At 63.7% G+C, this 26,678-nt stretch carries 23 protein-coding genes; 6 read left to right on the forward strand and 17 right to left on the reverse strand.

The genetic code is table 11. From position 1 onward, the window contains the following. The first annotated feature begins 208 nt into the window (after window positions 1-208). Window positions 209-2,578 (forward strand): polysaccharide biosynthesis tyrosine autokinase, encoded by a 2,370-nt coding sequence (locus AC0L3N_RS01225; protein ID WP_473544986.1) that lies wholly within the window; start codon window positions 209-211, stop codon window positions 2,576-2,578. A gap of 380 nt (window positions 2,579-2,958) precedes the next feature. On the opposite strand, the gene AC0L3N_RS01230 is transcribed toward AC0L3N_RS01225, so the two are convergent. Together AC0L3N_RS01230 and AC0L3N_RS01235 are read right to left on the reverse strand one after the other, a co-directional pair. Further along, window positions 2,959-4,041, reverse strand: a complete 1,083-nt coding sequence (locus AC0L3N_RS01230; protein WP_473544987.1) for an acyltransferase family protein — start codon at window positions 4,039-4,041, stop codon at window positions 2,959-2,961. 132 nt (window positions 4,042-4,173) lie between these two features. Beyond that, window positions 4,174-6,081: a propionyl-CoA synthetase gene (locus AC0L3N_RS01235; RefSeq protein ID WP_473544989.1), complete on the reverse strand. Its 1,908-nt coding sequence runs from the start codon at window positions 6,079-6,081 to the stop codon at window positions 4,174-4,176. A gap of 206 nt (window positions 6,082-6,287) precedes the next feature. On the opposite strand from AC0L3N_RS01235, the gene AC0L3N_RS01240 reads away from it, so the two are divergent. Further along, a complete protein-coding gene (locus AC0L3N_RS01240) occupies window positions 6,288-7,043 on the forward strand; it encodes a DUF2259 domain-containing protein (protein ID WP_473544991.1) in 756 nt (251 codons plus the stop codon). A gap of 373 nt (window positions 7,044-7,416) precedes the next feature. On the opposite strand, the gene dhaK is transcribed toward AC0L3N_RS01240, so the two are convergent. From dhaK to AC0L3N_RS01305, 13 genes are all read right to left on the reverse strand, one after another. Next, entirely contained in the window at window positions 7,417-8,403 is a 987-nt protein-coding gene (gene dhaK, locus AC0L3N_RS01245; protein ID WP_473544993.1) for a dihydroxyacetone kinase subunit DhaK, read from the reverse strand. 36 nt (window positions 8,404-8,439) lie between these two features. Continuing rightward, window positions 8,440-8,865: a hypothetical protein gene (locus AC0L3N_RS01250; RefSeq protein WP_095493850.1), complete on the reverse strand. Its 426-nt coding sequence runs from the start codon at window positions 8,863-8,865 to the stop codon at window positions 8,440-8,442. 8 nt (window positions 8,866-8,873) lie between these two features. After that, complete coding sequence (ptsP, locus tag AC0L3N_RS01255; RefSeq protein ID WP_473544995.1) at window positions 8,874-10,475, reverse strand: phosphoenolpyruvate--protein phosphotransferase; 1,602 nt, start codon at window positions 10,473-10,475, stop codon at window positions 8,874-8,876. Next, window positions 10,459-10,761: an HPr family phosphocarrier protein gene (locus tag AC0L3N_RS01260; protein ID WP_473544997.1), complete on the reverse strand. Its 303-nt coding sequence runs from the start codon at window positions 10,759-10,761 to the stop codon at window positions 10,459-10,461. Before AC0L3N_RS01260 ends, ptsP begins: the two co-directional genes overlap by 17 nt. 20 nt (window positions 10,762-10,781) lie before the next feature. Next, the gene (dhaM, locus tag AC0L3N_RS01265) at window positions 10,782-11,171 is read right to left on the reverse strand and encodes a dihydroxyacetone kinase phosphoryl donor subunit DhaM (protein WP_123146397.1); all 390 of its coding nucleotides are present in this window, start codon (window positions 11,169-11,171) and stop codon (window positions 10,782-10,784) included. Continuing rightward, window positions 11,168-11,770 carry a dihydroxyacetone kinase subunit DhaL gene (dhaL, locus tag AC0L3N_RS01270; RefSeq protein WP_473545272.1) on the reverse strand — a complete coding sequence of 201 codons (603 nt, stop codon included), beginning with the start codon at window positions 11,768-11,770 and terminating at the stop codon, window positions 11,168-11,170. The genes dhaM and dhaL overlap by 4 nt, the downstream gene beginning before the upstream one ends. A gap of 29 nt (window positions 11,771-11,799) precedes the next feature. Then, window positions 11,800-12,819, reverse strand: a complete 1,020-nt coding sequence (locus tag AC0L3N_RS01275) for an ABC transporter ATP-binding protein (RefSeq protein WP_123146398.1) — start codon at window positions 12,817-12,819, stop codon at window positions 11,800-11,802. Next, window positions 12,812-13,924 carry an ABC transporter ATP-binding protein gene (locus AC0L3N_RS01280; protein ID WP_123146399.1) on the reverse strand — a complete coding sequence of 371 codons (1,113 nt, stop codon included), beginning with the start codon at window positions 13,922-13,924 and terminating at the stop codon, window positions 12,812-12,814. Before AC0L3N_RS01280 ends, AC0L3N_RS01275 begins: the two co-directional genes overlap by 8 nt. A 3-nt stretch (window positions 13,925-13,927) precedes the next feature. Continuing rightward, complete coding sequence (locus AC0L3N_RS01285) at window positions 13,928-14,134, reverse strand: hypothetical protein (protein ID WP_029347717.1); 207 nt, start codon at window positions 14,132-14,134, stop codon at window positions 13,928-13,930. Further along, on the reverse strand, window positions 14,131-15,081 hold the full coding sequence (locus AC0L3N_RS01290; protein ID WP_123146400.1) for a carbohydrate ABC transporter permease: 951 nt from the start codon (window positions 15,079-15,081) through the stop codon (window positions 14,131-14,133). The genes AC0L3N_RS01285 and AC0L3N_RS01290 overlap by 4 nt, the downstream gene beginning before the upstream one ends. Further along, a complete protein-coding gene (locus AC0L3N_RS01295; protein WP_123147371.1) occupies window positions 15,078-16,025 on the reverse strand; it encodes a carbohydrate ABC transporter permease in 948 nt (315 codons plus the stop codon). The genes AC0L3N_RS01290 and AC0L3N_RS01295 overlap by 4 nt, the downstream gene beginning before the upstream one ends. 126 nt (window positions 16,026-16,151) lie before the next feature. Then, window positions 16,152-17,483: an ABC transporter substrate-binding protein gene (locus AC0L3N_RS01300; RefSeq protein WP_123146401.1), complete on the reverse strand. Its 1,332-nt coding sequence runs from the start codon at window positions 17,481-17,483 to the stop codon at window positions 16,152-16,154. A 233-nt stretch (window positions 17,484-17,716) separates the two neighbouring features. Further along, entirely contained in the window at window positions 17,717-18,406 is a 690-nt protein-coding gene (locus tag AC0L3N_RS01305; protein WP_123146402.1) for a PIG-L deacetylase family protein, read from the reverse strand. Window positions 18,407-18,812: 406 nt separating this feature from the next. Here AC0L3N_RS01305 and hrpB point away from each other — a divergent pair, with 406 nt between their 5' ends. The 4 genes from hrpB (at window position 18,813) to nhaA (ending at window position 24,805) form a co-directional block, all read left to right on the forward strand. Then, on the forward strand, window positions 18,813-21,428 hold the full coding sequence (hrpB, locus tag AC0L3N_RS01310; protein WP_473545000.1) for an ATP-dependent helicase HrpB: 2,616 nt from the start codon (window positions 18,813-18,815) through the stop codon (window positions 21,426-21,428). A gap of 33 nt (window positions 21,429-21,461) precedes the next feature. Further along, window positions 21,462-22,787 (forward strand): ActS/PrrB/RegB family redox-sensitive histidine kinase, encoded by a 1,326-nt coding sequence (locus AC0L3N_RS01315; RefSeq protein WP_473545274.1) that lies wholly within the window; start codon window positions 21,462-21,464, stop codon window positions 22,785-22,787. A 63-nt stretch (window positions 22,788-22,850) separates the two neighbouring features. Continuing rightward, the gene (locus AC0L3N_RS01320; protein ID WP_473545002.1) at window positions 22,851-23,414 is read left to right on the forward strand and encodes an ActR/PrrA/RegA family redox response regulator transcription factor; all 564 of its coding nucleotides are present in this window, start codon (window positions 22,851-22,853) and stop codon (window positions 23,412-23,414) included. 200 nt (window positions 23,415-23,614) lie between these two features. Further along, window positions 23,615-24,805, forward strand: a complete 1,191-nt coding sequence (gene nhaA, locus AC0L3N_RS01325; RefSeq protein ID WP_473545004.1) for a Na+/H+ antiporter NhaA — start codon at window positions 23,615-23,617, stop codon at window positions 24,803-24,805. On the opposite strand, the gene AC0L3N_RS01330 is transcribed toward nhaA, so the two are convergent. Together AC0L3N_RS01330 and AC0L3N_RS01335 are read right to left on the reverse strand one after the other, a co-directional pair. After that, window positions 24,802-25,824, reverse strand: a complete 1,023-nt coding sequence (locus AC0L3N_RS01330; RefSeq protein ID WP_473545006.1) for an RNA polymerase subunit sigma-70 — start codon at window positions 25,822-25,824, stop codon at window positions 24,802-24,804. The genes nhaA and AC0L3N_RS01330 overlap by 4 nt on opposite strands. Window positions 25,825-25,866: 42 nt before the next feature. Next, window positions 25,867-26,613 carry an SDR family NAD(P)-dependent oxidoreductase gene (locus tag AC0L3N_RS01335; protein WP_473545008.1) on the reverse strand — a complete coding sequence of 249 codons (747 nt, stop codon included), beginning with the start codon at window positions 26,611-26,613 and terminating at the stop codon, window positions 25,867-25,869. Between the last annotated feature and the right edge of the window lie 65 nt (window positions 26,614-26,678).

Genomic DNA, 26,678 nt, shown 5'->3' on the forward strand with positions numbered 1-26,678 from the left:
TTGCTGCCCAGGTCTCGCGGTGTCTGGCATGAAGCTTGCGTCGTATATATGCTGATGCTTTCGATTTTGCTCTAGCGTCTGCAACTTGAGTATCGGACCCAAAGTGGAGACCGGTTTGGGAAAATCCGATGTTCGACAAAAATAGAGCGGCGGCACAGTTCGACTTGAGAGACCGCCGCTCTAGGTACAAACTAGAATTGGACCGAAGATGAATTATGCCAATTTTCCTCTCGACAAGAGGAAGCCATTGCCGAGTTCGGACGCAGTCAGCGCCGAAGACTTTATCGATGTCGAGCGCTTGCTCGGCATGGCAGCAAGGCAGGCAAAGGTTGTTGCGGCATGCGCCGCCATCGGACTTTTTTTGGGCGTGCTCTATTTGCAGACCACGCCTCCCACCTACATGGCAATGAGCCGCGTGCTGATCGATGAAGGCTTGAACAAGGTCGTTGATGAGGTCTCGGCGGCGTCGGTGAGCATGCAGACCGACTCCGCCATTCTCAGCCAGATTGAAATTCTCCACTCGGCGAGGCTGGCGGCGGTGGTCGTCGATAAGCAGAAGCTCGATCAGAACGACGCTTTCATGAACCCTCCGACGTCGGCCGTGTCGAAGGCTGCCGATTTTGTGCGCGGCGTGGTCCGGTATTTCCGTCCCAGTCCCGCCGTGGATACTACCGACGTTACTCAGCTTGATCCGGCGACGCGTGACGCGATGATTGCCTCGTCACGCCGCGATTACGCAATCCTCAAACTGCAGAACGAGGTGCAAGCCGAGCGCATTGGTCGAAGCTATGTGATCTCCATCGCCTACCAGGCGACGGACCCCGCACTTGCGACCGCGGTCACCAAAGCCTATGCCGACGCCTATCTCGCGGATCAGCTCGATGCGAGCTTCGATGCGACCGAGCGGGCGGCGGTCTGGCTGCAGGGCCGGCTGACGGAGCTTCGCGAAAGTTCCCAGGCAGCGGCGCTCGCCGTCGAGAAGTTCAGGGCCGAACATGGGCTGGCCGTCGATGACGGCCAGTTGATCAGTGACAAGCAACTGTCGGACCTCAATGGCCAACTCATTGAGGCGCAGGCCGATACCGCCCGCGCCAGCGCCCGTTACCAGCAATACAAGTCGATCGTCGAAAGCGGTTCGGACAACGCATTCAGGGACGCCGCCATATCCGCCGACCAGCCGAGCAACTCGGTCATTTCAACGCTCAAGACCCGCTATCTCACTGTCGCCAAGCGGCAGCAGGATATCGAAGCCAATTTCGGGGCTGAGCATCCCCAGGCGGTCGCACTTGCCAAGGAAAAGGCTGACATTTCGGCGCAGATTTTCGGCGAGCTGAAGCAATTGACCGAAAGCTACCGCAACGAATACGAAGTCGCTCTCGCACGCGAGACGGCGCTCCGCGCAAATGTCGCGTTAGCGGCTGGCAAGAGTTCCATCGACAACCAGTCGAAGGTCAAGCTGCGCGAATTGGAGCAGAAGGCAACCGCGCTCTCGACGCTCTATCAGACGTTCCTTGGCCGCTACGAGGAAGCGTCCCAGCAGCAATCCTTCCCGGTCGGCAAGATCCGCGTCATCTCCGACGCGACGCTGCCGAAGTCCGCGGCAACCCCGCGCATGTCCATAGTGCTGGGACTTTCGCTTGTTCTTGGCGTGATGATGGGAGCCGGGGTTGGCGGCCTGAATGAATTCAGGGAACGGTTCTTCAGGACCGGCGAAGACGTTCGCAATCGCGTCGGCCTCAAATTCCTCGGGTACCTGCCGATCATCGGCAGCAAGGTCGTCAAGGATGACGGTCAGGCGGACGTCAAAACCGCTCACTCACCGTCGGTCGCTGAAAGGCGCGCGCGCATGCGGGTGAGCATCGACGCTCCAGCGTCGATGTTTTCCGAAACGCTCCGCAGCGCCAAGATTGCCTTCGACGTCGTGATGGAAGGGCAAGGCAGCCGGGTCATTGGCGTAGTCTCGGTCCTTCCCGGCGAGGGCAAGTCGACCGTGGCGGCGAATCTGGCCGGATTGCTTGCCGCCAACGGGTCGAAAACCCTGTTGGTGGACGGCGACCTGCGCAACCCCGGCCTCAGTCGCAGCCTTGGCATGGAGGCCGAGCAAGGCCTCATGGAAGCGGTGGTAAGTGGGCAGACCTGGCAGTCCGTCGGCAAGATCGACCGGCAGACGAAGCTGGCGATCGTCCCGGCCGTCCCGCGCGGTCATTTCTCGCACACTAGCGAGCTTCTGTCGTCGGCCGGAATGCGGCGTTTCATCGACAACGCCAAGGAAACCTTCGAATACATCATCGTCGACCTGCCGCCGCTCGGACCGGTGGTGGATGCCAAGGCCTTTGCCCCGCTTGCCGACGGCTTCGTGCTCGTGACCGAGTGGGGGCGCACGCCGCGTGCGATGGTGCAATCCATACTGAGCTCGGAGTCCTATATCGCCAACAAGATCGTCGGCGTCGTCTTGAACAAAGTCGATTTGAAGAAGCTGGCGAAGTATGGATCGATCGGCGGCTCGGAAAAATTCTTCGACAGATATTCGAGCTACTATCTGGAAAAATCGGAAGCGCGGACGAAGGCAAACACCTGAGGCGGTATACAAGAACGAATGTTGAGCACAGCGTCGTCGTCCTGCGCGAGGAGACCGATACCGAGCCTGATGCTGACGCATGAATGCCCTCGAACAGAGCATGATCGGCAGCCTTGCGCATGAAGCTGACATGGTCGGCGGGAATGTCGTTTCTGGTGCTGATCGATCTCCTCGCTTGACCCGAGAGGTCGCCGAACCGCGCCGGGTCGACACGGTTGGAAAGAGGGCTCACCTCTGCAGAAGATGATCCACGATAGAAAATAATTCTCGCTTGGGAAGTCGCGTCGTCATGCCGCGCAAAAAGCGTAGGCACCAATTTTCGCGCCGCACGTTCAAAGCAGGACTTTGCGGCCAGGAACCTGCGTGACACGCCGGCGCGGTTACGCGGTCTTGAGACGATAGCGGAAGATGGTGTGGTCGAGCAGAAGCCGGATTCGCGGTTCGGCCTCGATCGCAATCAGCCAGCTCGCGGCGATCATGGTCGCGCCGACGATGACCACCGAAAGCAGGTATGGCACTCCCGCGCGCATCAAGGCCCCGAGAATAGCCGCGCCGACGACATTATGGATCAGATAGAGAGGGTAGGTCATCAGCCCGATCCGACGCCAGCCGCGCCAGGACAGGTCGAGCCGTAATGACCACGCCATCAGCGCCATGGCAGCGAGAAACAGGACGATCGGCGGCGCGTGGGGCATCGCGGCTTCGACCTTGATGCTGCGGACGTCGACAGCACTGATGATCTGCAGCACGCCGCCGGCCAGGAACAAGGCGCAGAAGACAAGGCGGGCGGGCGTCACTGCCTTGAAACGCATCAGCCAGAGCAGCACACCTGTCGCGAAAAAACATCCGTGATGCACTAGGAGCAGGTCGAGCCAGCGCGCCTCGGCAAGGTCCGACCAGTCGAATGGATAATACAGGCACCAGAAAAGCGTGCTGATCGCGCCGAGCGCAACTGCCACCGCTTCCATCAGATCGAAGCGGCCGAGCCGCAACAGGATCCAGACGACGGCATAAAAGGCGATCTCGATGCCGAGCGTCCAGTAGACGCTGTCGACCCAGGGGTTGAACGGAACGAACAAGGCGGTGCGCATGAGCCTGGTGACAGCGTCCGTCGGCCAACTGAGATCGACGAAAAGCAGCACCATCACGGTGACTGGCGCGCAGATCCAGACGGCCGGCGCCAATCGTTTCACCCTTGCCTCGAAAAACCGCAGCGGTGTTGAATGCTCGGCGCTGAAGGCGATGACGAAGCCGCTGATGACGAAGAATATCTGGACGCCGACCCATCCGAATTGGACTAGCCCGCCTATTTCCGGATGGGTCGGGATGCCGCCCGTCGCGCGCGCCGAAACGCCCTCCGGGAACGCCCACACCCAGAAGCCGTAGTGGTAGAGCATCACGAGGACGGCGGCGAGAAAACGCAGGATGTCGATGCCGCCGAATGTGGTTTTTTGCTGAGCCATGCCGTGCCTTCGGAATGGCCCCCCACGCAAAGTTTAAGGGCTATTGCTGCATTGCACAACAGACGATTGCAGTGCAGGATGAATTCGTGAATTCGTCCGACGCCGCGATCCGCTGCCGCGCTCCGAAAGCAACTAAAGCCCGATGCCGCGCCCTTTGAGCGCCGCAGTGATCTCGTCGAGAATGGCCGGGTCGTCGATGGTCGCCGGCATCGTCCATCCTTCCTTGTCGGCAATCTTCTGCATGGTGCCGCGCAGGATTTTGCCGGAGCGCGTCTTTGGCAGGCGCTTGATCGTCACCACCGTCTTGAGGGCGGCGACCGGGCCGATCCGCTCGCGCACCAGGGTGACCACCTCGGCCTCGATGGCGCCGCTGTCACGCGCGACACCCGCATTCAGCACCACGAAGCCGAGCGGAACCTGGCCCTTCATCGCATCGGCGATGCCGACGACGGCGCATTCGGCAACGTCGGGATGCGCGGCCAGCACCTCCTCCATGGCGCCGGTCGACAGCCGGTGGCCGGCGACATTGATGATGTCGTCGGTCCGGGCCATGACGAACAAATAACCGTCCTCGTCCATCATGCCGGCATCCGCCGTTTTGTAGAAGCCGGGGAATTCGTCGAGATAGGCTTGGCGAAACCGGTCATCGGCATTCCACAGCGTCGGCAGGCAGCCGGCCGGCAGCGGCAGCTTGACTACGACATTGCCCAACGTGCCGCGCGGGACTTCGTGCCCGGCATCGTCGAGCACGCGAATGTCGTAGCCCGGCATCGGCACGCCGGGCGAGCCATATTTCATCGGCAGCAGGCCCAATCCGGCTGGGTTGATCGTCATCGGCGAGCCGGTCTCGGTCTGCCACCAATGGTCGATCACCGGCACGTTCAGTTTCTGCTCCGCCCATTTGATGGTTTCCGGATCGGCGCGCTCGCCGGCGAGGAACAGCGTGCGGAACTTCGACAGGTCGTATTTCGGAACGAATTCGCCCTTGGGATCCTGTCCCTTGATGGCGCGGAAGGCGGTCGGCGCGGTGAACAGCGCGACGACTCCATGCTCGGCGATCACCCGCCAGTAGGTGCCGGCGTCCGGCGTGCCGACCGGCTTGCCCTCGAACAGGACGGTTGTGCAGCCATGCAGCAGCGGGCCGTAGACGATGTAGGAATGGCCGACCACCCAGCCGACGTCGGAAGCCGCCCAGAACACCTCGCCCGGCTTGACGCCGAACTCGTTCTCCATCGACCATTTCAGCGCAACCATGTGGCCGCCATTGTCGCGCACGATGCCCTTGGGCTGGCCGGTCGTTCCGGACGTGTAGATGATGTAGAGCGGATCGGTGGCGAGCACCGGAACGCAGTCGACATTGGCGCCCGCGGCCCGCTCGCGGGCGACGGCGTCGGCATAGTCGATGTCATGGTTTTCCCTGACCTCACAGCGCAGCTGCTCGCGCTGCAGGATGAGGCAGGCCTCGGGCTTGTGCCGCGACATCTCGATCGCCTTGTCGAGCAGCGGCTTGTAGGCGACGACGCGCCCGGGCTCCAGGCCGCAAGAGGCGGAAATGATCAGCTTCGGCCTGGCGTCGTCGATGCGCGTGGCGAGCTCGTGCGAGGCAAAGCCGCCGAAAACGACCGAATGCACGGCGCCGATCCGGGCGCAGGCAAGCATGGCGAAGGCAGCTTCCGGCACCATCGGCATGTAGATGATGACTCGATCGCCTTTTTGGACGCCGCGGTTCTTCAGCACCGACGTCAGCGCGATCACCTCGCGTTTCAGTTCGGCATAGGTGAATTTCCTGATCGTGCCTGAAATCGCGCTGTCATGGATCAGCGCGGTCTGATCGGCGCGGCCACCCGCCACATGGCGGTCGACGGCGTTGAAGCAGGTGTTGCAGGAGGCGCCGCCAAACCAGCGCCCATAGACGCCGGCATTCGGATCGAAGACCGTGTCGAACGGCGAGAACCAGTCGATGGCTTTAGCCGCATCCGCCCAGAATTTTTCCGGGTCGCGTTTCCAGCCGTCATAGACCTCTTGGTAGCGTGACGCCATCCAGCTTACTCCCCAGGAATGTTTGCTGCCTTTGAAATAGCGTATGCTGTTTTTGCAAGCATGTGCAATTTCGTCGTTTGGCGTTCTCGCCTTGGTCGCAAATACCCGGCCCGATAGTCTCGGGTCATAGTTGCAGTCTGGGTCATAATTGGGGGCAAGTTGCAATGAAGTTGCGGTGCAAGGTTGGATCTGCCGTTTTGGCGGCCATGCTGTTAGTGGTCGCTTCCGCCGCTCAGGCCGGCGATGCGGCGGCACGGCGCATTATCGGCTTTTCGCCGGACGGTAGCTACTTCGCCTTCGAACAATACGGCACGCTCGATGCCGGCGCTTCGGATTCGGGCTGGTCGGAGATCGACATCATCGACACGCGCACCGATGAATTCGTCGGTGGTAAGCCGATCCGCATCGTCGACGAAACCGAGGAGGCGACGCTCACTCTCGATCAGGCGAGGGCACAGGCTGCCGCGCAGGCGGCGCCGATCCTCGCCCGATATGCCATCGCGCCGCGCGGCGAGCGGACGGCTGTGGACAGGTTCACCTTTCCCGACGATATGGTCGGCTACCAAGATATTGCTCGCCTCGAGCAGGTTTCGCAGAAATCGCTTTCGCCGAGCTATGACGTGCTTGGCATCTCTAGCATCCAGCTCGACCAGTTCCTGGCCGACAGCACGGCGGATTGCTCGTCAAGCTTCGACGAGACGCAGCAAGGCGCCGCGACCGGCAAGGGGCTCGGTTTCCGCCTGACGCTGCAGGGACAGGATGGCAAGGCGTTCAAACTGCTGCATGAGGACAAGGCCGTGCCCGGCTCGAGGCATTGTCCGACTTCCTACAGCCTGTCGGAATCCTATGCATTCACCCCGGACGGCAAACCGGCTGTGCTTGCCGTGCTCGTGCAACGCTTCAGTCAGGGATTTGAAGGGCGGGACCGCCGCTTTATCGCCGTGACCGGCCAGGTGCGTTGAAAAGCGCCTGCTTGCGCTCGAATGCGGATCTAAAATGGCAGCGCCGCGAGCATGAGGCCGACACCGCCGGCGATCAGCAAAGCGGCGGCCAGCGCCTTTCTGTGACGTTCGAAACCGGTCGGCGCCCGATCCCAATTGTAACGCATGCTCTGCCTCCAAAAACTCGCCGGATTTTCTTACCTTACCAAAGGTAAAGGAAAAGCAACATTGTGCCTAACTCCACCACGCTGGCCTGACAATGCTCGGCATAGCGCATGACAGTGTTATCACCGACTGTCTTTGGGATTCCTTGCAAAGGCCCGCCTCGCAGACCGAAGCGGGCTTTGCTTGACGGCCACTTCTTGTCGTAAGCCGCAGCGCGGCCTTGGCCGTGCTACATCCCCCGGCGTAGCGCAGCCGTATGTACCGGCGCGTCCCACAATGCGATCGTCTCGTCGTCGAGCATGGTCAGCGTGATCGAACAGCCGGCCATGTCGAGCGATGTCACATAGGACCCGACCAGTGAGCGAGTGACCGTCACGCCGCTGTTCTCGAAGATTTTCCGGGCACTGTTGTACATCAGGTAGAGCTCCATCAGCGGCGTGCCGCCAAAGCCGTTGACGAAAAGCAGCGCCGGGCCTTTTGCCCTGTCACCGAGATCGCCTGATATCGCCGCGCAGATCTCCTCGACGATGGCGTCGGCGCTCTTCAACGCGTCGCGGCGGCGGCCGGGTTCGCCATGGATGCCGACGCCGAATTCCATCTCGCCGTCGCCGATATCGAAGGTCGGCTTGCCGGCGGCCGGTACGGTGCAACTGGTCAGCGCAACGCCCATAGAGCGCGTTGCGCCATTGACGCGCTCGCCGAGCGCCTTCAACGGCTTCAGTGCCATGCCTTGCTCGGCTGCGGCACCGAGGATCTTCTCGACCACCAGCGTGCCGGCAACGCCGCGCCGGCCAGTGGTGTAGGAGGAGTTCTCGACCGCAACGTCGTCATTGGTCACTACTTGCATCACGCCCTCCGACATTTCGGCGGCCATCTCGAAATTCATTACATCGCCCTCGTAGTTCTTGACGATGAACAGGCAGCCGGCACCGGTGTTGACCGCTTCCGCGGCCGCCAGCATCTGGTCCGGCGTCGGCGAGGTGAACACCTGGCCGGGGCAGGCGGCATCCAGCATGCCATGCCCGACCAGCCCGCCATGCAGCGGTTCGTGGCCAGAGCCGCCGCCGGAGATCAGCGCCACCTTGCCGGGCTTGAGTGTCCTGCGGCGCACGAATTTATGCTCGTCGCCAAGCGCCAGTATGTCGGCATGGGCGGCAACGAAGCCATCGAGGCTTTCGGTCAGCACCGTGTCCACAGAATTTAGAAACTTCTTCATGGCCGTCTCCTCCCGAAATAGCTGAACTTGGCGCGACTATGTCCCGCCCTTGCCGGCGATGCTGGTGATCTTCTGGATGAAATCGTTGACCGCCCGATCGAGCGCCGCATTCTGCTTGTCGTCGCCGAAATCGGGAACGATCAGCGAGACATGCCGCGTCTTGCGCATGCCTGATGCCACCGACATTTTCCCGGGATGCGCCTGATGGTAGGCGGCTAGAAAATGGTCGCGTTCGGCCGGGCTGAAATGGCAGACGGAGAAAATAGCCGGCAAATGTTTTGACGGGATCGGGATCGAGTAGGCCGGGCTGGAAATCTGGGTGACGAAGCTGCGATGCTTGCCCAACGCGTCGGCGAGGCGCTGGCGCATCCCGGACGGGCGCTGGTCGAGGACCTGCGACAGGATCGTCTTATAGGCGCGGATCGCCTCTTCGGAGCCGGCTTCAGGTGTCTTGTCGGCCATGCCGGTGCCTAGATCGAAACGTCCGCAATGGCCGCCTTGGCCATTGCGAGCTGGGCGGGAACCACGGAAAGGTCGCGCAGGCCGGCCTCAATCAGCGCCGGGATTGCCGCCGGATCGCCGCCGGCGTCGCCGCATAGGCTGATCGGAATCCTTTGCAGGCGGCCGAACGCCGCAACCGAGGCGATCAGCCGAAGCACGGCCGGATGCCTGATCGAATTGAGATGCGCAACCAACGCGTTGTCGCGCGCGGCCGCCATCACATACTGCGTAAGGTCGTTCGAGCCGATCGAGAAGAAGGCGACCTCGGCAAAAGCCTCAGGAGCGATCGCCACCGACGGCACCTCGACCATGATGCCAAGCGGCGGCATTTTTTGCGCGAAGCCGCGCGCGGTAAGCGCGGCCTGCTCTTCCGCGAAGAGCGCGGCGGCACGTTCATACTCGTCCCTAACGGCGACCATCGGGAACATCACCTTCAGATTGCCATGCACGGCGGCGCGCAGCAGCGCCCTGATCTGCAGCCGAAAAACCTCCGGTCTTGCCAGCGACAGCCTGATGCCGCGCAGGCCAAGGAACGGATTAGCTTCCGCCACGGTGAAGCCCGGCACCGGCTTGTCGCCGCCGGCGTCGACGGTGCGAATGGTCACCGGTCTGCCTTCAGCCCATTCGAGCACCTTGCGGTAGGCGCGATACTGCGTTTCCTCGTCCGGCAGCGTTTTGCCGAACAGGAACTCGGTTCGCATCAGCCCGACGCCGTCGCAGGTCGAGGCATCGATGTTGTCGACATCGGACGGATCGGCGATGTTGACCTGCACCCGCACCGCCGTGCCGGCTTTCGTCACCGCCGGCCGGGCCAAAAAAGTTTCCGCCCTGTCGCGACGCGCCGCGAAAGACGACGATGATCGCCGGAACGCCTCGACCTCTGCCCTTGATGGCGCCAATATGATGCCGCCATGCTCGGCATCAAGCAGGGCGACGCCGGCAAGATGAGCCGGCGAAGCACCGAGCCCGATTGCCCCAAGCCCCACGACCATCGGCACGCCGCGCGAACGCGCCAGCATGGCGACATGGCTGGCGGCACTGCCCGCTTTCAGTGCGATGCCGCCGCCGGAACTCCAGTCGGTTTCGAGAAAGCGCGTTGGCGCGATGTCCTCGCCGTAGAAGATAGCTCCTGCCGGTGCCGCAGGGTCGCTGTCTTCGGTCAGCGCGCGCAGCACCTGGTCCCTGATGTCGCGCATGTCGGCGGCGCGCGCCCGGAAATAATCCTGGTCTGACGTTTCGTAGCCTACAATTTCGGCGTCGAGTGCCTGCCGCCAGGCCGCATCGGCCGGCTGGCCGGCGGCAATCGCGGCAAAGGCCGGGCCGGTCAGCGCATCGTCATCCAGCATGGCGAGCTGGAATTCGAGAATGTCGGCGGCGTCGCCCTTGGTCGCTTCGATTAGCGTCGCAAGCCGGCCTGTCGCTGCCTTGATTGCCGTTTCGAGCGCGAGCCTCTCGTCCGCGGCGGTCGCCTTACGGCCATAGCGCGCGACAACCGGATCGAGGTTGAACAGCGGCCCTTCGGCATAGCCGGCCGAAGCCGAAATCCCCTGCAGCCTAAGCGGTTCGGGCATGGTCCACGTCCTCGTCGAAATCGCGCCGCACCAGCTCGACCAGCGCGCCGACCGCCTCGCCGGCGCCGTCACCCCTCGCTCGGATATGCAGCACCGTCCCTTTCGGCGCCTTGGCGGCCATCACCTTGACGATGCTCTTGGCATCGAACCAGGGCCCGTTGGCGGCGAGCGCCACTTCGACTTCGGCCGAAAATGTTTTGGCGAGCTTGGTGAACTTCACCGAAGGGCGCGCATGCAGGCCCACCTCATGGCTGATCAGGACGGTGGCTTCTGCGGATGCCGACATGCTGTCAAAATTCCTGTTATTCACGATGGCGACAATTCGTGTGCCGTCGCCACCACTTCCCTGAGCGAAGCGCCGCCGGAAGCCTCCGTCGCCGCCATCACCGCGCCCTCGACGATCGGCGCATTGCAGACGATGATCTTGTGCGCACGCGGCTCGCCGATCATCTCGACCGCCATCTCGCTGTTGGTCTCGGCGCCGCCGAGATCCACAAGTATGGCGACACCCGCCTCCGACCAGGCCTTGTTGATGGCGCCCATGATCGCCTCGACATTGGTTCCCAGCCCGCCATGGCCGTTTCCGCCGCACCATGCAAGCGGCACTTCGTCGCCGACCATCTGGCGCACCATGTCGGCCGTGCCCTCGGCGACCAGCGGTGAATGCGATACGATAACGATGCCGACATTGCTCATGCGTGCCCCTCGATGGTCTCAGTGACAGCCCGCACCAGAAGCGCGACCGAGCGCCCGCCGGCATCCATATGGCCGATCGAGCGGTCGCCGAGAAACGAAGCGCGTCCGCGCAACGCCTTCATTGGCACGGTGGCATCGGCCGCACTGTCCGCGACATCGGCGATTTCCGCCTCGGTTTTTCCCTGCAGCAGGGCGTCATGCACTGGCTGCAGCACGTCGAGCATGGTCTTTTGCCCGACCTGCGACTTGCCCCTGGCTGCCACCGCCTCGATTGCCCTGCCGAAAGCCATAGCCAGATTGGCGCGATCCGGCTCTGCGGAAATCTCCTTGCCGAGCGCCATGAACAGCGTCCCGAACAGCGGGCCCGAGGCTCCGCCGACGGTCATCACCAGCTTGGTGCCGATCGCCTTTAGCGCCTCCGGCAATGGCTTTGCCGCAAACGCCTCGGCCTCCGCCCGCACTGCCTCGAAGCCGCGCTTCATGTTCAGCCCATGGTCGCCGTCGCCGATCGCCTGGTCGAGCGCGGTCAGTTCGTCCGCGTGGGCGGCAATCGTGTCGGCGGTGACGGATATCAGTGTCTTCAGGTCAACCTTGACCATCGTCCCAGTCTTGACCATCGTCCCAGCGCTCATCGGTTTGCAATCCTATTGCCGGCCTGGTCGAAGAACAGCGGCGCCCGGTAACGGATAATCACCCTGTCGCCCTTTTCCAATTGGATGTCGGGGTCGGTCAGCGTCACCAGCTTTTTGCTTCCCACCGTCACATGCAGGTGGTTCTGGTCGCCCAAATGTTCGACCCAGTTAACAACGCCGTCGGCGGGGCCGTTCGATGCCTTGCCGATCGACAGATGTTCTGTACGCGCGCCGATCGTTTTGGTTCCCGCCGGCATATCGCCATCCGGCAGCAGGCCGGTCGGCAACAGATTGATCGCCGGTTGGCCGAGCCTTGCGGCGACATGAAGGTTTGCCGGCTCCGAGTAGATGGTGCGTGGCGTGCCGATCTGCACCAGCACGCCGTCGGCGAGAATTCCGATGCGATCGGCCATCGTCATCGCTTCGATCTGGTCGTGCGTGACATAAAGCATGGTGGCGCCGAGCTCGGCCTGGATGCGCTTGAGCTCGAGCCGGAGGTCGGCGCGCAGCTTGGCATCGAGCGACGACAGCGGCTCGTCCATCAGATAGATCGAGGGCTTGCGCACCAGGGCGCGCCCGATGGCGACGCGCTGCATCTCGCCGCCGGAAAGCTTGGTGGAGCGGTTGTTCAGCTTGTGGTGGATACGCACCATCTTGGCCACATCCTCGACGCGGCGGCGCACCGCGTCCTCGCCCAGCCGCCGCGCAGGCGAGCGCAGTGGAAAGGCCAGGTTGTCGTAGACCGACAGATGCGGATAGAGCGAATATTGCTGGAAGACGAAGGCCGTGTCGCGCTCGGCCGGCGACAACATTGTCGCATCGCGGCCGCCGATATGGATCGAGCCCATATCCGGCCGTTCCAATCCGGCGATCAGCCGCAGCGTGGTCGTCTTGCCGGCGCCGGTCGGGCCGAGCAGCACGACGAATTCGCCATCGGCGACGTGCAGATCGAGAGTATCAACGGCGACATGTTCGCCGAAGCTCTTGGTCACGCCTTTGATCTGCACGTCAGCCATGATGCGCTCTTCCCTGGGAAGCCCCGTCATGGATTGCGGTTCGCACCGCGCGGCCGGAGCCCTTCTCGAACAGCGACAGCCGTGCGCTGCTCAGCGCTAGGCCGACATGGTCGCCCGCATTGAGCCGGATTTCGGCCGGCACCCGCGCCTTGATGATGCCGCCGGATGTCTCCACCGCAACGATCTGCGTGGTGCCGAGATATTCGGTGCCATAGATGGTGCCGCGCAGCTTCGACGCGTCGTCGAAGCGGATGTGTTCCGGTCGGATGCCGAGCGCCATCTCGGCCGGCGCGATGTCCTCGCGCACCTCCGGCACCGCCACTTTGGCGCCTTGCACCACGATCTCCCTGGCGCCCTTTGAAAGCCCGCCGCCGAAGCCGAGAAAATTCATCGGCGGCGAGCCGATGAAATCGGCGACGAAAATGGTCGCCGGCCGGTCGTAGATTTCGCGTGGCGTGCCGAACTGCTCGATGACGCCGTGGTTCATAACCGCGATCTTGTCGGCCATCGACATCGCTTCCATCTGGTCATGCGTGACGTAGACCGTGGTGGCGTGGATGCGGTTGTGCAGTTCGCGCAGCTCATGGACCATGAGATCGCGGAATTCGGTGTCGAGCGTGCCGAGCGGCTCGTCCATCAGGAAGCATTTTGGCCGCCGCACGATGGCGCGGCCGAGCGCGACGCGCTGGCGATCACCGCCGGCAAGGCCGGAGACCGATTTGTTGAGCAGATGGTCGATGCGCAACAGCTTCGCCGTCTCTTCGACGCGCTGGCGGATTTCGATGCCTGGCATGCCTTGCGCCAGCAACGGGAAACCGATGTTCTTACGCACATTCATGTGCGGATAGAGCGCGAACAACTGGAAGACGAAGGCGATGTCGCGCTCGCGGGCACGCCGCATGGTGACGTCCTCGCCACCGAGCAGGATCTTGCCGCCGGTCGGCAGTTCGAGCCCGGCAATCATGCGCAACGTCGTCGTCTTGCCGCAACCCGACGGCCCAAGCATGACGAAGAACTCGCCATCCCCGACGACGAAGCTGGAATCCTGCACGGCGACGAAATCGCCGAATGCCTTTCTCAGATGCTCGACCCTGATCTCCGCCATCGTCTACTCCGGAAACTTCGAGACGATGATGAACATCGCCGTGCCGGCCAGCATGGTGATGAAGGAATAAGTGTAAAGCGACAGCGCGAAGGGTTGGAACAGCATCAGGAAGCCAATGGCAATGATTACTGTGGCGATATTCTCCATCAGTCCGCGCCTGGCCCATGCCGGCCAGCGCGACTTGCGTTTTGCGGGTTGGGTCAGGCTCATTTGCGCACCGCGCCGAAGGTGATGCCGCGCAGCAACTGCTTGCGGAGCAGGATGGTGAACACCAGGATCGGCACCAGGAAGATCGTCGTGCCGGCGGCGACCGCCGGCCAGTCCTGGCCGCCTTCGCCGATGATGGTCGGGATGAAGGGCGGCGCGGTCTGCGCCGTGCCCGAGGTCAGCAGTGCGGCGAACGCATATTCGTTCCAGGCGAAGATCAGGCAGAAGATGGCGGTCGCGGCAATGCCGGTGGTCGCCTGCGGCAGCACGGTGCGCCAGAAGGCCTGCAGCCGCGTATAGCCGTCGATCATCGCCGCTTCCTCATATTCGCGCGGGATCTCGTCGATGAAGCCCTTCAGTAGCCACACCGCAAGCGACACGTTGACCGCGGTGTAGAGCAGGATCATGCCGAGCGCGGTGTCCGACAGGCCAAGCTCGCGATACATCAGGTAGATCGGGATGGCGACGGCGATCGGCGGCATCATCCGCGTCGACAGGATGAAGAACAGGAGATCGTCGGCCAACGGCACCTTGAAGCGCGAGAAGCCATAGGCCGACAGAGTGCCGAGGAACACAGCGCAGAAGGTCGAGCCGAAGGCGATAATCAGCGAATTGACGAAGCGCGGCATGAAATTGGACGGGCCGGCGATCACCATGTTGCGCTTGCGCACTGTCTCGTCGCAGACGCCCGTCGCCGGTCCCAGCGAGTTGATGTATTCCGGTGTCTGCCGGGTCCGGGTCGAGAACAGATTGCAGTAGCCCTCGAGGCTCGGCTGGAACAGGATCTTTGGCGGATAGGCGATCGAGTCCGGCGGTGTCTTGAAGCTGGTGGCGAAGATCCACAGCAGCGGCACGATTGAGATCAGTGCGTAAAGCACGATGATCGTGCCGGCGACGCGCTTCGACGTGGCCGAGGGTGCGACGACCGAGTGGGCTGACGTCAGGCTCATCTCTGCTTCACCTTGTTGAGCGCCTTGACGTAGATGTTGGCAAGTCCGAACACCGCGACGAACAGGATGATGGCGAAGGCCGAGGAATAGCCGGTCCGCCAGCTTTCGAAGGCCTGCCGCTTCAGCGTGATCGAGGCGACTTCGGTGGTTGATCCCGGTCCGCCGCCGGTGAGCAGGTTGACCATGTCGAACATCTTGAAGTTCTCGATGCCGCGGAACAGCACCGCCAGCATGATGAAGGGCAGCGCCATCGGCAGCGTGATCGACCAGAACTGCCGCCAGTTGGAGGCACGGTCGACTTCTGCCGCCTCATAGATGTATTCGGGGATCGAACGCAGGCCGGCGAGACAGATCAGCATCACGTAAGGCGTCCACATCCAGGTGTCGACGATGACGATCGACCACGGCGCCAGCGACACGTTGGAGAGCATGCCGATCTGCGTCGCCGGAATGCCGGTGACGAACGAGATGGCATAGGCGAACAGGCCGATCTGCGGCTCGTAGAGGAAGCGCCAGAAATTGCCGACAACTGCCGGCGACAGCATCATCGGCACCAGAATGATAGTCGTCCAGAAGGCGTGGCCGCGAAACTTCCGGTCAATCAGCCAGGCGAGGGTAAAACCGATCAGCGTCTGCAGGAGAATGGTCCAGAACACGAAATGCGCCGTCGTCTGCATGGCGATCCAGATGTCCTGGTCGCCGAGGATGCGTTTGTAATTGGCAAGGCCGACATTCCTGACCACCTCGTTCGGACGGTTGGCGCGGTAGTTGGTGAAGGACAGATAGATCGCCCAGAACAGCGGGAAGATATTGATGGCGAGCAGCAACAGGATCGTCGGCGAGATGAACAGCCAGGCGAGGCCGTTGTCGCTGATGCCCCGGACCTTGCGGGCCAACGGCTCAGGCGTAGCCCGGGCAACGCTGTCCGCAGTCCGATTGAGCATGGTCAGTCCCGCTTCGGTCACTTGGGTCGTCTCGACAATGGAATTTATCTGAACTGTGTCCCGTGCCAAGGGTGGCACGGGACACGCGGTCGTGGCTCGGGAGGAGCCGGTCAGGTCTTGCCCCAATTACATCTTGCCATCGTCCTGGAAGACCTCGGTCCAGTCCTTGACCAGGCCATCGAGCGCATCCTTGGCCGACCCCTGGCCGGCGACGACGTAATCATGGAAGCGCTTCTGCGACGCCTGCAGCAGCGGCGCATAGCTGGGCTCTGCCCAAAAATCCTTCACGATGGCCATGGAGTCGAGGAAGGTCTGCGCGTAAGGCTGGCTGGCCGGGAAGCCTGGATCTTTGACGACTGCGTTGAGGCAGGAAAAGCCGCCGAGCGACCACCATTTGGCCTGAACATCCTTGTTGGCGAACCACTTGATGTATTTGAGCGCAGCCTCCTGTTTGTCGGAGTAAGAGACCACCGAGATGCCCTGGCCGCCAAGCTGGGCGAATTGATCGCCGTCGGGCCCCTTAGGATTGGCGAAATAACCAATCTTGTCGCCGCCGACATTCTCGTCTTTCTGCAGGCCTGGCCAGGTAAAGGCGAAGTTCATGTGCATCGCCACCTGGCCGGATTTGAAAGCATCGACGCCTTCGCCCATGTAGCTGTTCGAGGCCCCGGGAGGCGTGCAGCAATCATAGAGCGCCTTGTAGAACTCCAGACCCTTCACCGATTTCTCGGAATTGACGAAGCCGTCCATCTCGTAGGGCTTGTCGGGGTTCTCATATTTGAAGCCGAAGCTGTAGAGCACGTCCATGGCGCCCATGGTGATGCCTTCGGAGCCGCGCTCGGTATAGATCGACGCGCCATAGACCGTCTTGCCGTCGATCTCGCGCTTCTGGAAGAACTCGGCGATCTGCTTCAGCTGGTCGAAGGTCGTCGGCGCGGCGAGATCCCAGCCGTACTTTTCCTTGAATTCCTTCTGCAGTTCCGGCTTGGAGAACCAGTCCTTGCGGTAGGTCCAGCCGACGACGTCGCCCATGGCAGGCAGCGCCCAGTAGCTCGGCGTGTTCTTCGGCCATTCGGAATAGCCGACGACGGTCGCCGGCACGAAGTCGTCCATGCTGATCTTCTCCTTGTCGAAGAAGTCGTTCAGCTTGACGTAGTGGCCGTTCTCGGCGGCGCCGCCGATCCACTGGCTGTCGCCGATGATCAGGTCGCACAGCTTGCCCTTGGAATTCAGTTCGTTGAGAAAGCGGTCGGCATAGTTGGTCCACGGCACGAACTCGAATTTCATGCCGATGCCGGTTTCCTTGGTGAAATCCTTGGACAATTCGACAAGCGCGTTGGCCGGGTCCCAGGCTGCCCAGCAAAGCGTCAGATCTTCAGCCTGCGCGACATTCGAAACGGCGGTCGACGCAAACATCGCCGATGTCAGTCCCAACGTCAGTTTCAAGGTCGATTTCATGCCTTCCTCCCATTTGCGAAACGCGCCCGGATGACGGTTTCAAAAAGCCTCAACCCCCTCCTCAGGGGTCTAAACATAACGACGCGGTTGAGCGGCGGATGTTTAGTAATTTGTTTAGTGATGCAATTTTTACTAAACAAGGCAAGCGAATTCGTCGCTGCGCTGCAGCATAGCGCATCGGTCGCTGGTTCAGGAAAGGCGCGTGTCAGATCGTTGGGCGCGCGGGTGCCGGCTCATTTGACCGTTTTGGTGCTCACCGTCACCGGCCGGATCACTGGGGCGGGCGGCAGCAGGGCGCGGATATCGGCGAAGGGGAAGATCGGCTCGAAGCGGAAGGCCTCAGCGAAGGAACCGGTCGCGCCATTGCACTGGCCGGCGCGAAACGCGTTCTGCGTGCGCGCCGCATCGACGAAACGTTCGGGATCCTGCGACTGATGCGCCCGGATCGCCATCGCCTTGAGCTCGAAATGCCCGGAGATATCGACATAATGCGTCGGCGAAAAACCGGTGCCGCCGAGCGTATCGGCATGCAGCACCGGGACAGCGAAGGACGCCGCGATGCGCACGCCGTCCGACAGCGCACGGTGGTCGCCATGATAGTCGTTCGGCGCATGGGTGATCGCCAGATCCGGCCTGATATCCCCGATCAGCGTCTTCAGCGCCGCGATCAGCGCGGCATCGGCAACCAGCGCGCCGTCCGGAAAATCGAGGAAGTGCGATGTCGCGCCGAGCAGGTCCGCCGCCACAGCCGCTTCCTCGCGGCGGGCGCGCGCGAGTAGTCCCGGATCGCCCTTCCCGCCCTTGCCGCCATCCGTGGCTATCACAAAAACCAATTCTGCGCCTTGTGCGGCATAGGCCGCCATCGTACCGAACATGAAGATCTCGATATCGTCCGGATGCGCACCGAGTGCCAGTATCTTCACTCTGCTCTCTCCCTGGAACTGGAATAACGGGACGAACGGAATTCTGCTCGCCTTGCTCGCCCATGCAAGCTGTTCATGCAACGATGCCGTTGTCAAAAGCCTGGGCAGATCGCGCCGACGCATTACTTGCAGATCCTCTGGCGGTGATCCTGGCGCTTTCTCCAGGAATATCCGGACCTTCTGTCGCCAGATCTTCTGTCGCCAGATCTTCTGTCGCTTGTCGGCCTCGCCGTCATTGGCGGCTCGGGCCTCGAGGGTGCGCGAGGAGGTGAGGCGCGGCACCGTGCGCTGGACCCGTTCTCACGGACCCGGCTTTGAGTTGGCCCGTTGCCGGTTGCGCGGCGACCGCCACCGCTGATATGCGGGCGCTGCGGATCCGCAATTGGATGGATGCATCCTTGGAACAATGACCAGAAAACCCTTGCCGCAGTTTCCGGTCTCCGCCGTGCTGCCGGCGCTCAGTGAAGCGCTCGGTCATGGCAACAGCGCCGTGCTGGTGGCGCCGCCCGGCGCCGGCAAGACGACGCTGGTGCCGCTGGCGCTGCTCGATGCAGCATGGCTCGGCACGGGAAAGATCATTCTGCTGGAGCCGCGCCGGCTGGCTGCCCGCGCCGCCGCCCGCCGCATGGCCGAACTGTTCGGCGAGGAACCTGGCGAGACGGTCGGCTATGCCATGCGCATGGAAAACCGCACTTCTGCGAGGACAAGGATCCTCGTCGTCACAGAAGGCGTGCTGTCGCGGATGATCCTCGACGATCCGGAGCTGCCCGGTGTCTCGGCTGTTTTCTTCGACGAGTTCCACGAGCGCTCGCTCGACGGTGATTTTGGTCTGGCGCTGGCGCTTGACGTGCAAGGTGCGCTGAGGCCCGAGCTGCGATTGCTGGTCATGTCGGCGACGCTCGACGGCGCGCGCGTCGCGCGACTGCTTTCCGGCGCCCCGGTGATCGAGAGCGAGGGCCGCGCTTTTCCCGTCGACATCCGCTACGACGAGCGGCCGGCCGGCATCGCCATTGAAGACGCCATGGCCAAGGCGATCCGCACGGCCCTTGCCGATGAGAGCGGCAGCGTGCTCGCCTTCCTGCCCGGCCAGCGCGAGATCGAGCGCACGACCGAGCGGCTGCAAGGCCGCGTCAGTGCCGACACCGACATCGTGCCGCTCTACGGCATGCTCGACAACAAGACGCAGGACGCCGCGATCAAGCCAGCGCCGTCCAGCCGCCGCAAGGTGGTGCTGGCGACGTCGATCGCCGAAACTTCGATCACTATCGACGGCGTGCGCGTCGTCATCGATTCCGGCCTGTCGCGGCTGCCGCGCTACGAGCCAGCCAGCGGCCTGACGCGGCTGGAGACGGTGCGGGTTAGCAAAGCCTCCGCCGACCAGCGCGCCGGCCGTGCCGGTCGCACACAGCCGGGTGTCGCCATCCGGCTGTGGCGGGCCGAGCAGACGGCGGCACTTCCCGCCTTCACCCCGCCGGAAATCCTCGAGGCGGACCTTTCCGGACTTCTGCTCGACTGCGCCACCTTCGGTGTCGCCGACCCGGTGAGCCTCTCGTTCCTCGATCCGCCGCCGGCCCCGGCGCTCAACGAGGCCAGGGCGCTGCTGCGGGCGCTCGACGCCGTCGACGAGGCAGGGCGCCTGACGGAATCGGGTGCTGCGATGCGCAGGCTGGCACTGCCGGTGCGGCTCGCTCACATGGTCGCCGAGGCGGCAAAAACCGGCCAGGCGTTCGAGGCGGCCATGCTCGCCGTGCTGCTCACCGAGCGTGGCCTTGGCGGCGACGGCGCCGACCTCGAACGGCGGGTAATGCGGTTCCGATCCGAAAGATCGCCGCGCGCCACCGCTGCGCGGCAGCTTGCCGAGCGGCTGGCGAAACAGGCGTCACCCTCCCCCTCGAGGGGAGGGTCGGCGAGCGAGCCGAGCGCAGCGAAGCGAGGGAGACGGGGTGGGGTCGCCGATGGCGTGCCCGACTCGACCCCACCCCGGTCCGCTTCGCGGATCGACGTACCGGGGCGAGCCACGGGTCTCGCCCGTCCTTCGGACCCCCTCGAGGGGGAGGGTAGGGCCGGCGCTCTCCTCATCCATGCCTGGCCGGACCGCGTTGCCAAGGCGCGCGGCGAACGCGGCCGGTTCGTGCTGGCCAACGGTTCGGGCGCCATGCTCGACACCGCCGATCCGCTGGCGGGCGCGGCCTGGCTCGTCGTCGCCGATCTGCAGGGCAAGGCGCAGAACGCCCGCATCACGGCAGCAGCGGCGATAGACGAGGCCGACATTCGCGCTTCGCTTGCCGACAAGATCGAGACCAGCCGCGAAACCGGTTTCGACCGCGACAGGCGCGCAGTGCGCGTGCGCGAAACCGTTCGCCTCGGCGCCATCACCCTGTCCGAACGCATGCTGCCGGCGCCGGCCGGCGTTGACGCGGATCGCGCCATCCTTGACGCCTTGCGCGAACACGGCCTGTCGCTTTTGCCGTGGGGCAAGGAGGCCGAAACGTTGCGCCAACGGCTCGGCTGGCTGCATCGCGGCCTCGGCGCGCCCTGGCCCGATGTTTCCGACGCGGCGCTCGTCGACCGCCTCGACGATTGGCTGCTGCCCTTCCTCTCCGGCGCAGCGTCCTTTGCCGCGATCGATCCGGGCGTGCTCTCGGCCGGCCTCATGGCATTGGTGCCGCACGATCTCCAGCGCAGGATCGAGGCACTGGCGCCGACCCATTTCGACGCTCCGTCGGGCAGCCGCGTGCCGATCCGCTATGACGGTGAATGGCCGGTGCTGGCGATCCGCGTCCAGGAGCTGTTTGGTCTCGACCGGCATCCCGCAATCGCCAACGGCACCGTACCGCTGACGCTCGAGCTTTTGTCGCCGGCGCACCGGCCGATCCAGACGACCCGCGACCTGCCCGGGTTCTGGCGCGGCTCCTGGGCCGATGTGCGGGCTAACATGCGTGGCCGCTACCCCCGGCACGTCTGGCCGGAGAACCCGCTTCTCGCCACCGCCACCAGTCGCGCCAAACCGCGGGGGACCTAGCCTTTATCCTTTTCCGGCTATAAATCCTTGGCCATGATAAACATCCTGCGGGCGCCCGACTTCCAGCAAAGCCAGCGGCTGCGCCTCAACACGCTGATCAGGCTGCGCTGGCTTGCCATCGTCGGCCAGAGCCTGGCGGTTATCGTCGTTGCCTATGGGCTGAAGTTCCCGCTGCCCGTCAGCCCCTGCTTCGCGCTGATCGCCTGTTCGGCCTGGATGAACCTGTTGCTGACCTTCCGTTATCCGGCTGCGCATCGGCTGACCCCGCTGCCGGCTTTCGCCATCCTGACCATCGACAGCCTGCAGCTTGCCGGCCTGCTCTATCTGACCGGCGGCCTCACCAATCCGTTTTCAGTACTGGTGACCGTGCCCGTGGTCATCTCGGCGACGTCGCTGCCGCTGCGCCTGACCGCCATCCTCGGCGCGCTGGTGATGGTGGCGGCGAGCCTGCTGGTCTTCTTCCATCTGCCGCTGCCCTGGTACGAGGGTGCGCCGCTGGAGATGCCGTTCATCTACGTCGCCGGCATCTGGATGGCGGTGTTTTCCTCGATCGCCTTCACCGCGATCTACGCCTTCCGCGTGGCCGAGGAAGCCCGGCTGCTCGCCAACGCGCTTGCCGCCACCGAGCTGGTGCTGCAGCGCGAGCAGCATTTGTCGGCGCTGGACGGCCTTGCCGCCGCCGCCGCGCATGAGCTCGGCACACCGCTTGCCACCATCACGCTCGTCGCCAAGGAGATGGAGAAGGCGCTCCGCAACGATCCGAAATACGGCGAGGACGTGACGCTGCTGCGCTCGCAGAGCGAGCGTTGCCGCGAAATCCTCAAGCGCCTGACCAGCCTGTCCTCCGAGGGTGAGGCGCATCTCTCCCGTCTGCCGCTAACCTCGCTGGTCGAGGAGATGACGGCCCCGCACCGCGATTTCGGCATCTCAATCAAGCTTCGCCCTGGCGAGCGCATCGGCCCCGAACCGGTCGGGCGGCGCAATCCCGGCGTCATCTACGGCCTCGGCAATCTGGTCGAGAACGCCGTCGATTTTGCCCGCAAGGCCGTCACCGTGCGCTGGAGCTGGAACGAGGCTGCCGTCACCTTCTCGATCGTCGACGACGGGCCGGGTTTCCCTCCCGAAATCATCGACCGCATCGGCGAGCCCTACATGTCGACGCGCCAGGGCACCGAGGCCGGCGGCGGCCTGGGCCTGGGTCTGTTCATCGCCAAGACCTTGCTTGAGCGCTCGGGGGCTACGCTCGATTTCCGCAATTCAAACGAACCCGGCGAGGGCGCCGTCGTGCAGATATCCTGGCCGCGCAGCGTCTTCCTCAACCCTGAATCGGCTTCGGCCACCATGTTTGACACGGCTTGAATTGGACAATAGCGCTCCAAAACTATATCTGCATAAAAATCGGGCAGCAGGAATTTCAAGACGATGAATGGCGACGAAACGATTGGCGCAATGGTTGAAGGCGAGGACACCTCGCTGTTGATCGTCGACGACGACAAGCCGTTCCTTACGCGCCTTGCCCGTGCCATGGAAACCAGGGGCTTCGTGGTCGAGACGGCCGAGAGCGTCGAGGAAGCGGTGGCCAAGGCGCGCGCCAAGCCGCCCGCCTATGCCGTGGTCGACATGCGGCTCGCCGACGGCAACGGCCTCGACGTCGTCGCCGCTATCCGCGAGAAGCGCGACGACGCCCGCGCCATCATCCTCACCGGCTACGGCAACATCGCCACCGCGGTGACGGCGGTGAAGCTGGGAGCCATCGACTATCTGTCGAAGCCGGCCGATGCCGACGACATTTTCGCGGCCCTTACCCGCACGGCGGGTGAACGCGCCGCACCGCCTGAAAACCCGATGTCGGCCGACCGGGTGCGCTGGGAGCACATCCAGCGCGTCTACGAAATGTGCGATCGCAACGTCTCCGAGACCGCCCGCCGGCTCAACATGCATCGCCGCACGCTGCAGCGGATACTCGCCAAGCGCGCGCCGCGCTGACGCCTGACCGAACCGAAGGTTCGTGTCGGCGAATGGCGGACTCGGTTGTCGCTGGGGATTAAGCGCAAAAGCAAAGTGCTACAGCGTCCTTTGCCCGCCCTAAGGATACGCGGCGCTGTAGAGACTTGCCCTGCCATTGGTGTTTGCGCATCATCGCACGAGGCGACACCGGCCCTGCCGGCCGATAGGACGGAGACGACATGCAGGACCAGAAGCCGCGGCCGATCTCCATTTTTCGCGAATTCCTAGCCAGCGAGGCGGCAGGCGGCATCGTCCTGATGGCAGCCGCGGCATTGGCCCTGGTCGTCGCCAATTCGCCGCTGGCCGAAACCTATTTCGATGCCCTTCACGCCTATCTGGGACCCCTCAGCGTATCGCACTGGATCAATGACGGCCTGATGGCCGTGTTCTTCCTGCTGGTTGGCCTGGAGATCAAGCGCGAGATGCTGGACGGCCAGCTCTCGACCTGGCCGCGGCGCGCCCTGCCCGGCATCGCCGCTGCCGGCGGCATGCTGGTGCCGGCACTTGTCTATGTCGCCATCAACCGCGACAACCCAGCCGCTCTGTCCGGCTGGGCGATCCCGACCGCCACCGACATCGCGTTTGCGCTTGGCGTGCTGTCGCTGCTCGGCAGCCGCGTGCCGGGGTCGCTGAAGGTATTCCTCACCGCGCTCGCCATCATCGACGATCTTGGCGCCGTGATCATCATCGCAGTGTTCTACACGAGCGGCCTGTCGCTCGCCTATCTCGGCGCTGCCTTCGCCGTCATCGCTCTGCTCGTCGTTCTCAACCGCATGAACGTGCTGACGCTGCTGCCCTATCTGTTGCTTGGTGTCGTGCTGTGGGTGCTGGTGCTGAAATCGGGCGTCCATGCCACGCTCGCCGGCGTGGCGCTGGCCCTGACCATACCTTTGAAAGTCTCCCCGGGCGTCGGACAAGATCTCGAACATTCGCCGCTGCACCGGCTTGAGCACGGCCTGCACAGAATAGTGCCCTTCGTCGTCATCCCGATCTTCGGCTTCGCCAATGCCGGCGTCTCGCTCGCCGGCCTGAGCGCAGCCACCCTGGTCGAGCCGCTGACGCTGGGCGTCGCCGCCGGCCTCGTCGCCGGCAAGCTGGTCGGCGTATTCGGTTCTTCCGCGATTGCCATCCGGCTCGGCTTCGCCGACCTGCCGGTCAATGCCGGCTGGCTGCACATGATCGGCATTTCGCTGCTCTGCGGCATCGGCTTCACCATGAGCCTGTTCATCGGCCTGCTCGCCTTCGCCAGCAACGTCGAGCTGCAGGACGCGGTCAAGGTCGGCATCCTGGCCGGATCGCTCATCGCGGCACTGCTTGGCGCCGCCGTGCTGCTGATCGCGCCGGCGGCGGGCGAGGCGGAAGCGGACTAGACCGGCGGCAGGCCGAAGGCTGCAAACAGTTCGGGCCCGAGCGGCGGCACATAGATCGTCAGGGAAACGATTTTGCCGTCGGCGGGCTCAATGACATGCAGCGAGTGGGGTCGCCATACACGGTCACGATGGTCCAGTGCATAGACCCCGACAGCGGGCTGGCCGTTGGCTCGGGTGGCCACCGTGCGATAGCCGGCAAAATTGCCCCACACGGTCTCGATGAAATCGCGGATCGCCTTGCGCCCTTGGTACCATTCCCGCCATGGCGGCATGTGGTAGGTGGCGTCCTCCCTCAAGAGTTCGATGAAGCCGTCGAGGTTGGCGGTCTGCCAGGCACGCATGTAGCGTTCGAGCAGCAGGCCCTCCTCCGGACTGGACCGTGACCGCTGCACGGGGCGTCCCTGAGGGTATCGCTCGCCAAGCGTTGCGCGGGCCCGCTGCAAGGCGCTGTTGATCGAAGCGGCCGATCCACCCAGCAATTGCGCCGTCTCGACCGCAGACCACCCCAGCACGTCGCAAAGCAACAGGGCGGCCCGCTGCCTGGGCGGCAGAAGCTGGATCGCCGCGACGAAGGCAAGTTGCACCGCTTCACGGGTCTCGTAGCGCGCTTCCGGGCCGGGCTCGCCGTCAACGAGGTCCGGAAGCTCGGCGTCCGGATAGGGCTCCAGCCAGGTGAGCTCGGCAGGCCCGCCGACGGCCCGCCCGTTGGAGGGCGGCCGTTCGGGTTGCTGGAGAATGCGATGCGCCGTCGACCTCGCCTTGATGGCGTTGAGGCAGCTAGTGGTGGCGATTGTGTAGAGCCAGCCGCGAACCGAGCCTCGTCCGTCGAACTGCGACCGTGCGCGCCACGCCCGCAGGAAAGTGTCCTGCACGAGGTCGTCCGCGTCGTGCAACGAGCCCATCATCCGGTAGCAGTGGAGCTTGAGCTCGCGGCGATGAGCCACTGTCAAGCGCTCGAAGGCCAGCCGATCGAGGACCGGCAGGCCCAATGGCTCAACAGGGCCAGGAGCGTCTGTCATAGGAAGCCCGCGGTGCTGAAGTCGGCTGGCATCCTGCGCGCCTCATGCCGCCGCCGCAAGTCCGCTGCCGCTCACCACGAAGGAGCAGCCCTGCGCTTGGCCGGTGGCGAGCGCGACTACAGCCCGTGCGACATCGGCCGGCGTCTGCATGTCGGTCATGCCCGCCAGGAAGTCCGCCGGGCTAATGCCCATATAGGCCGAAATGCCGTCGATGCCGCGATCGCCGACGCCGGTGCCCGGCATGATGCGCGCCGGCGAAAGCGCCATGAAACGCAGGCCGAAACCAAGTCGGTCCGATTCCTTCTGGCTATGACCGGCGAGGAACAGCTGCATGCGTTTTGCGCCGGCATAGCCGCCAGAGTTCGGCGGCCCGCCGCTGAATGCCGCACCGCTGGAGATCAGAACCACCCGGCTCCCCGGCTTGAGCCGACCCTGGAGTGCCGCCTTGCAGAACAGGAACGATGCCTTGACGTCCATTTCCCAGTTTGCCGAGAAGTCCTCCCAGCTCTGTTCCTGGACGGGCGCGGACGGAGCGAGGGCGCCGGCGCAGATCACCAGGACGTCTGGTTCAAGCGCGGCGAAAACCGCATCGGGTGCGGTCTCTTTGGTGGCGTCGACCGCCAGCGTCTTCACACCTGTTGTCTCCCGGGAGAGCTGTTTCAGGGCTTCTGTGCCACGAGCAACTGCAAGCACTGTTGCCCCTTCGCCAAGCGCGGCTTCCACGATCGAGCGGCCGACACCCCGGCTTCCTCCGATGACGACGACATTCTGACCTTGTAACGATCCCATGGATCACCTCTCTTTCCGCCACCGGACCATTCCAGCGCCTATTGATCAGGACAGCGCAGGCAGGC

It is taken from the genome of Mesorhizobium sp. WSM4807, assembly GCF_055811615.1.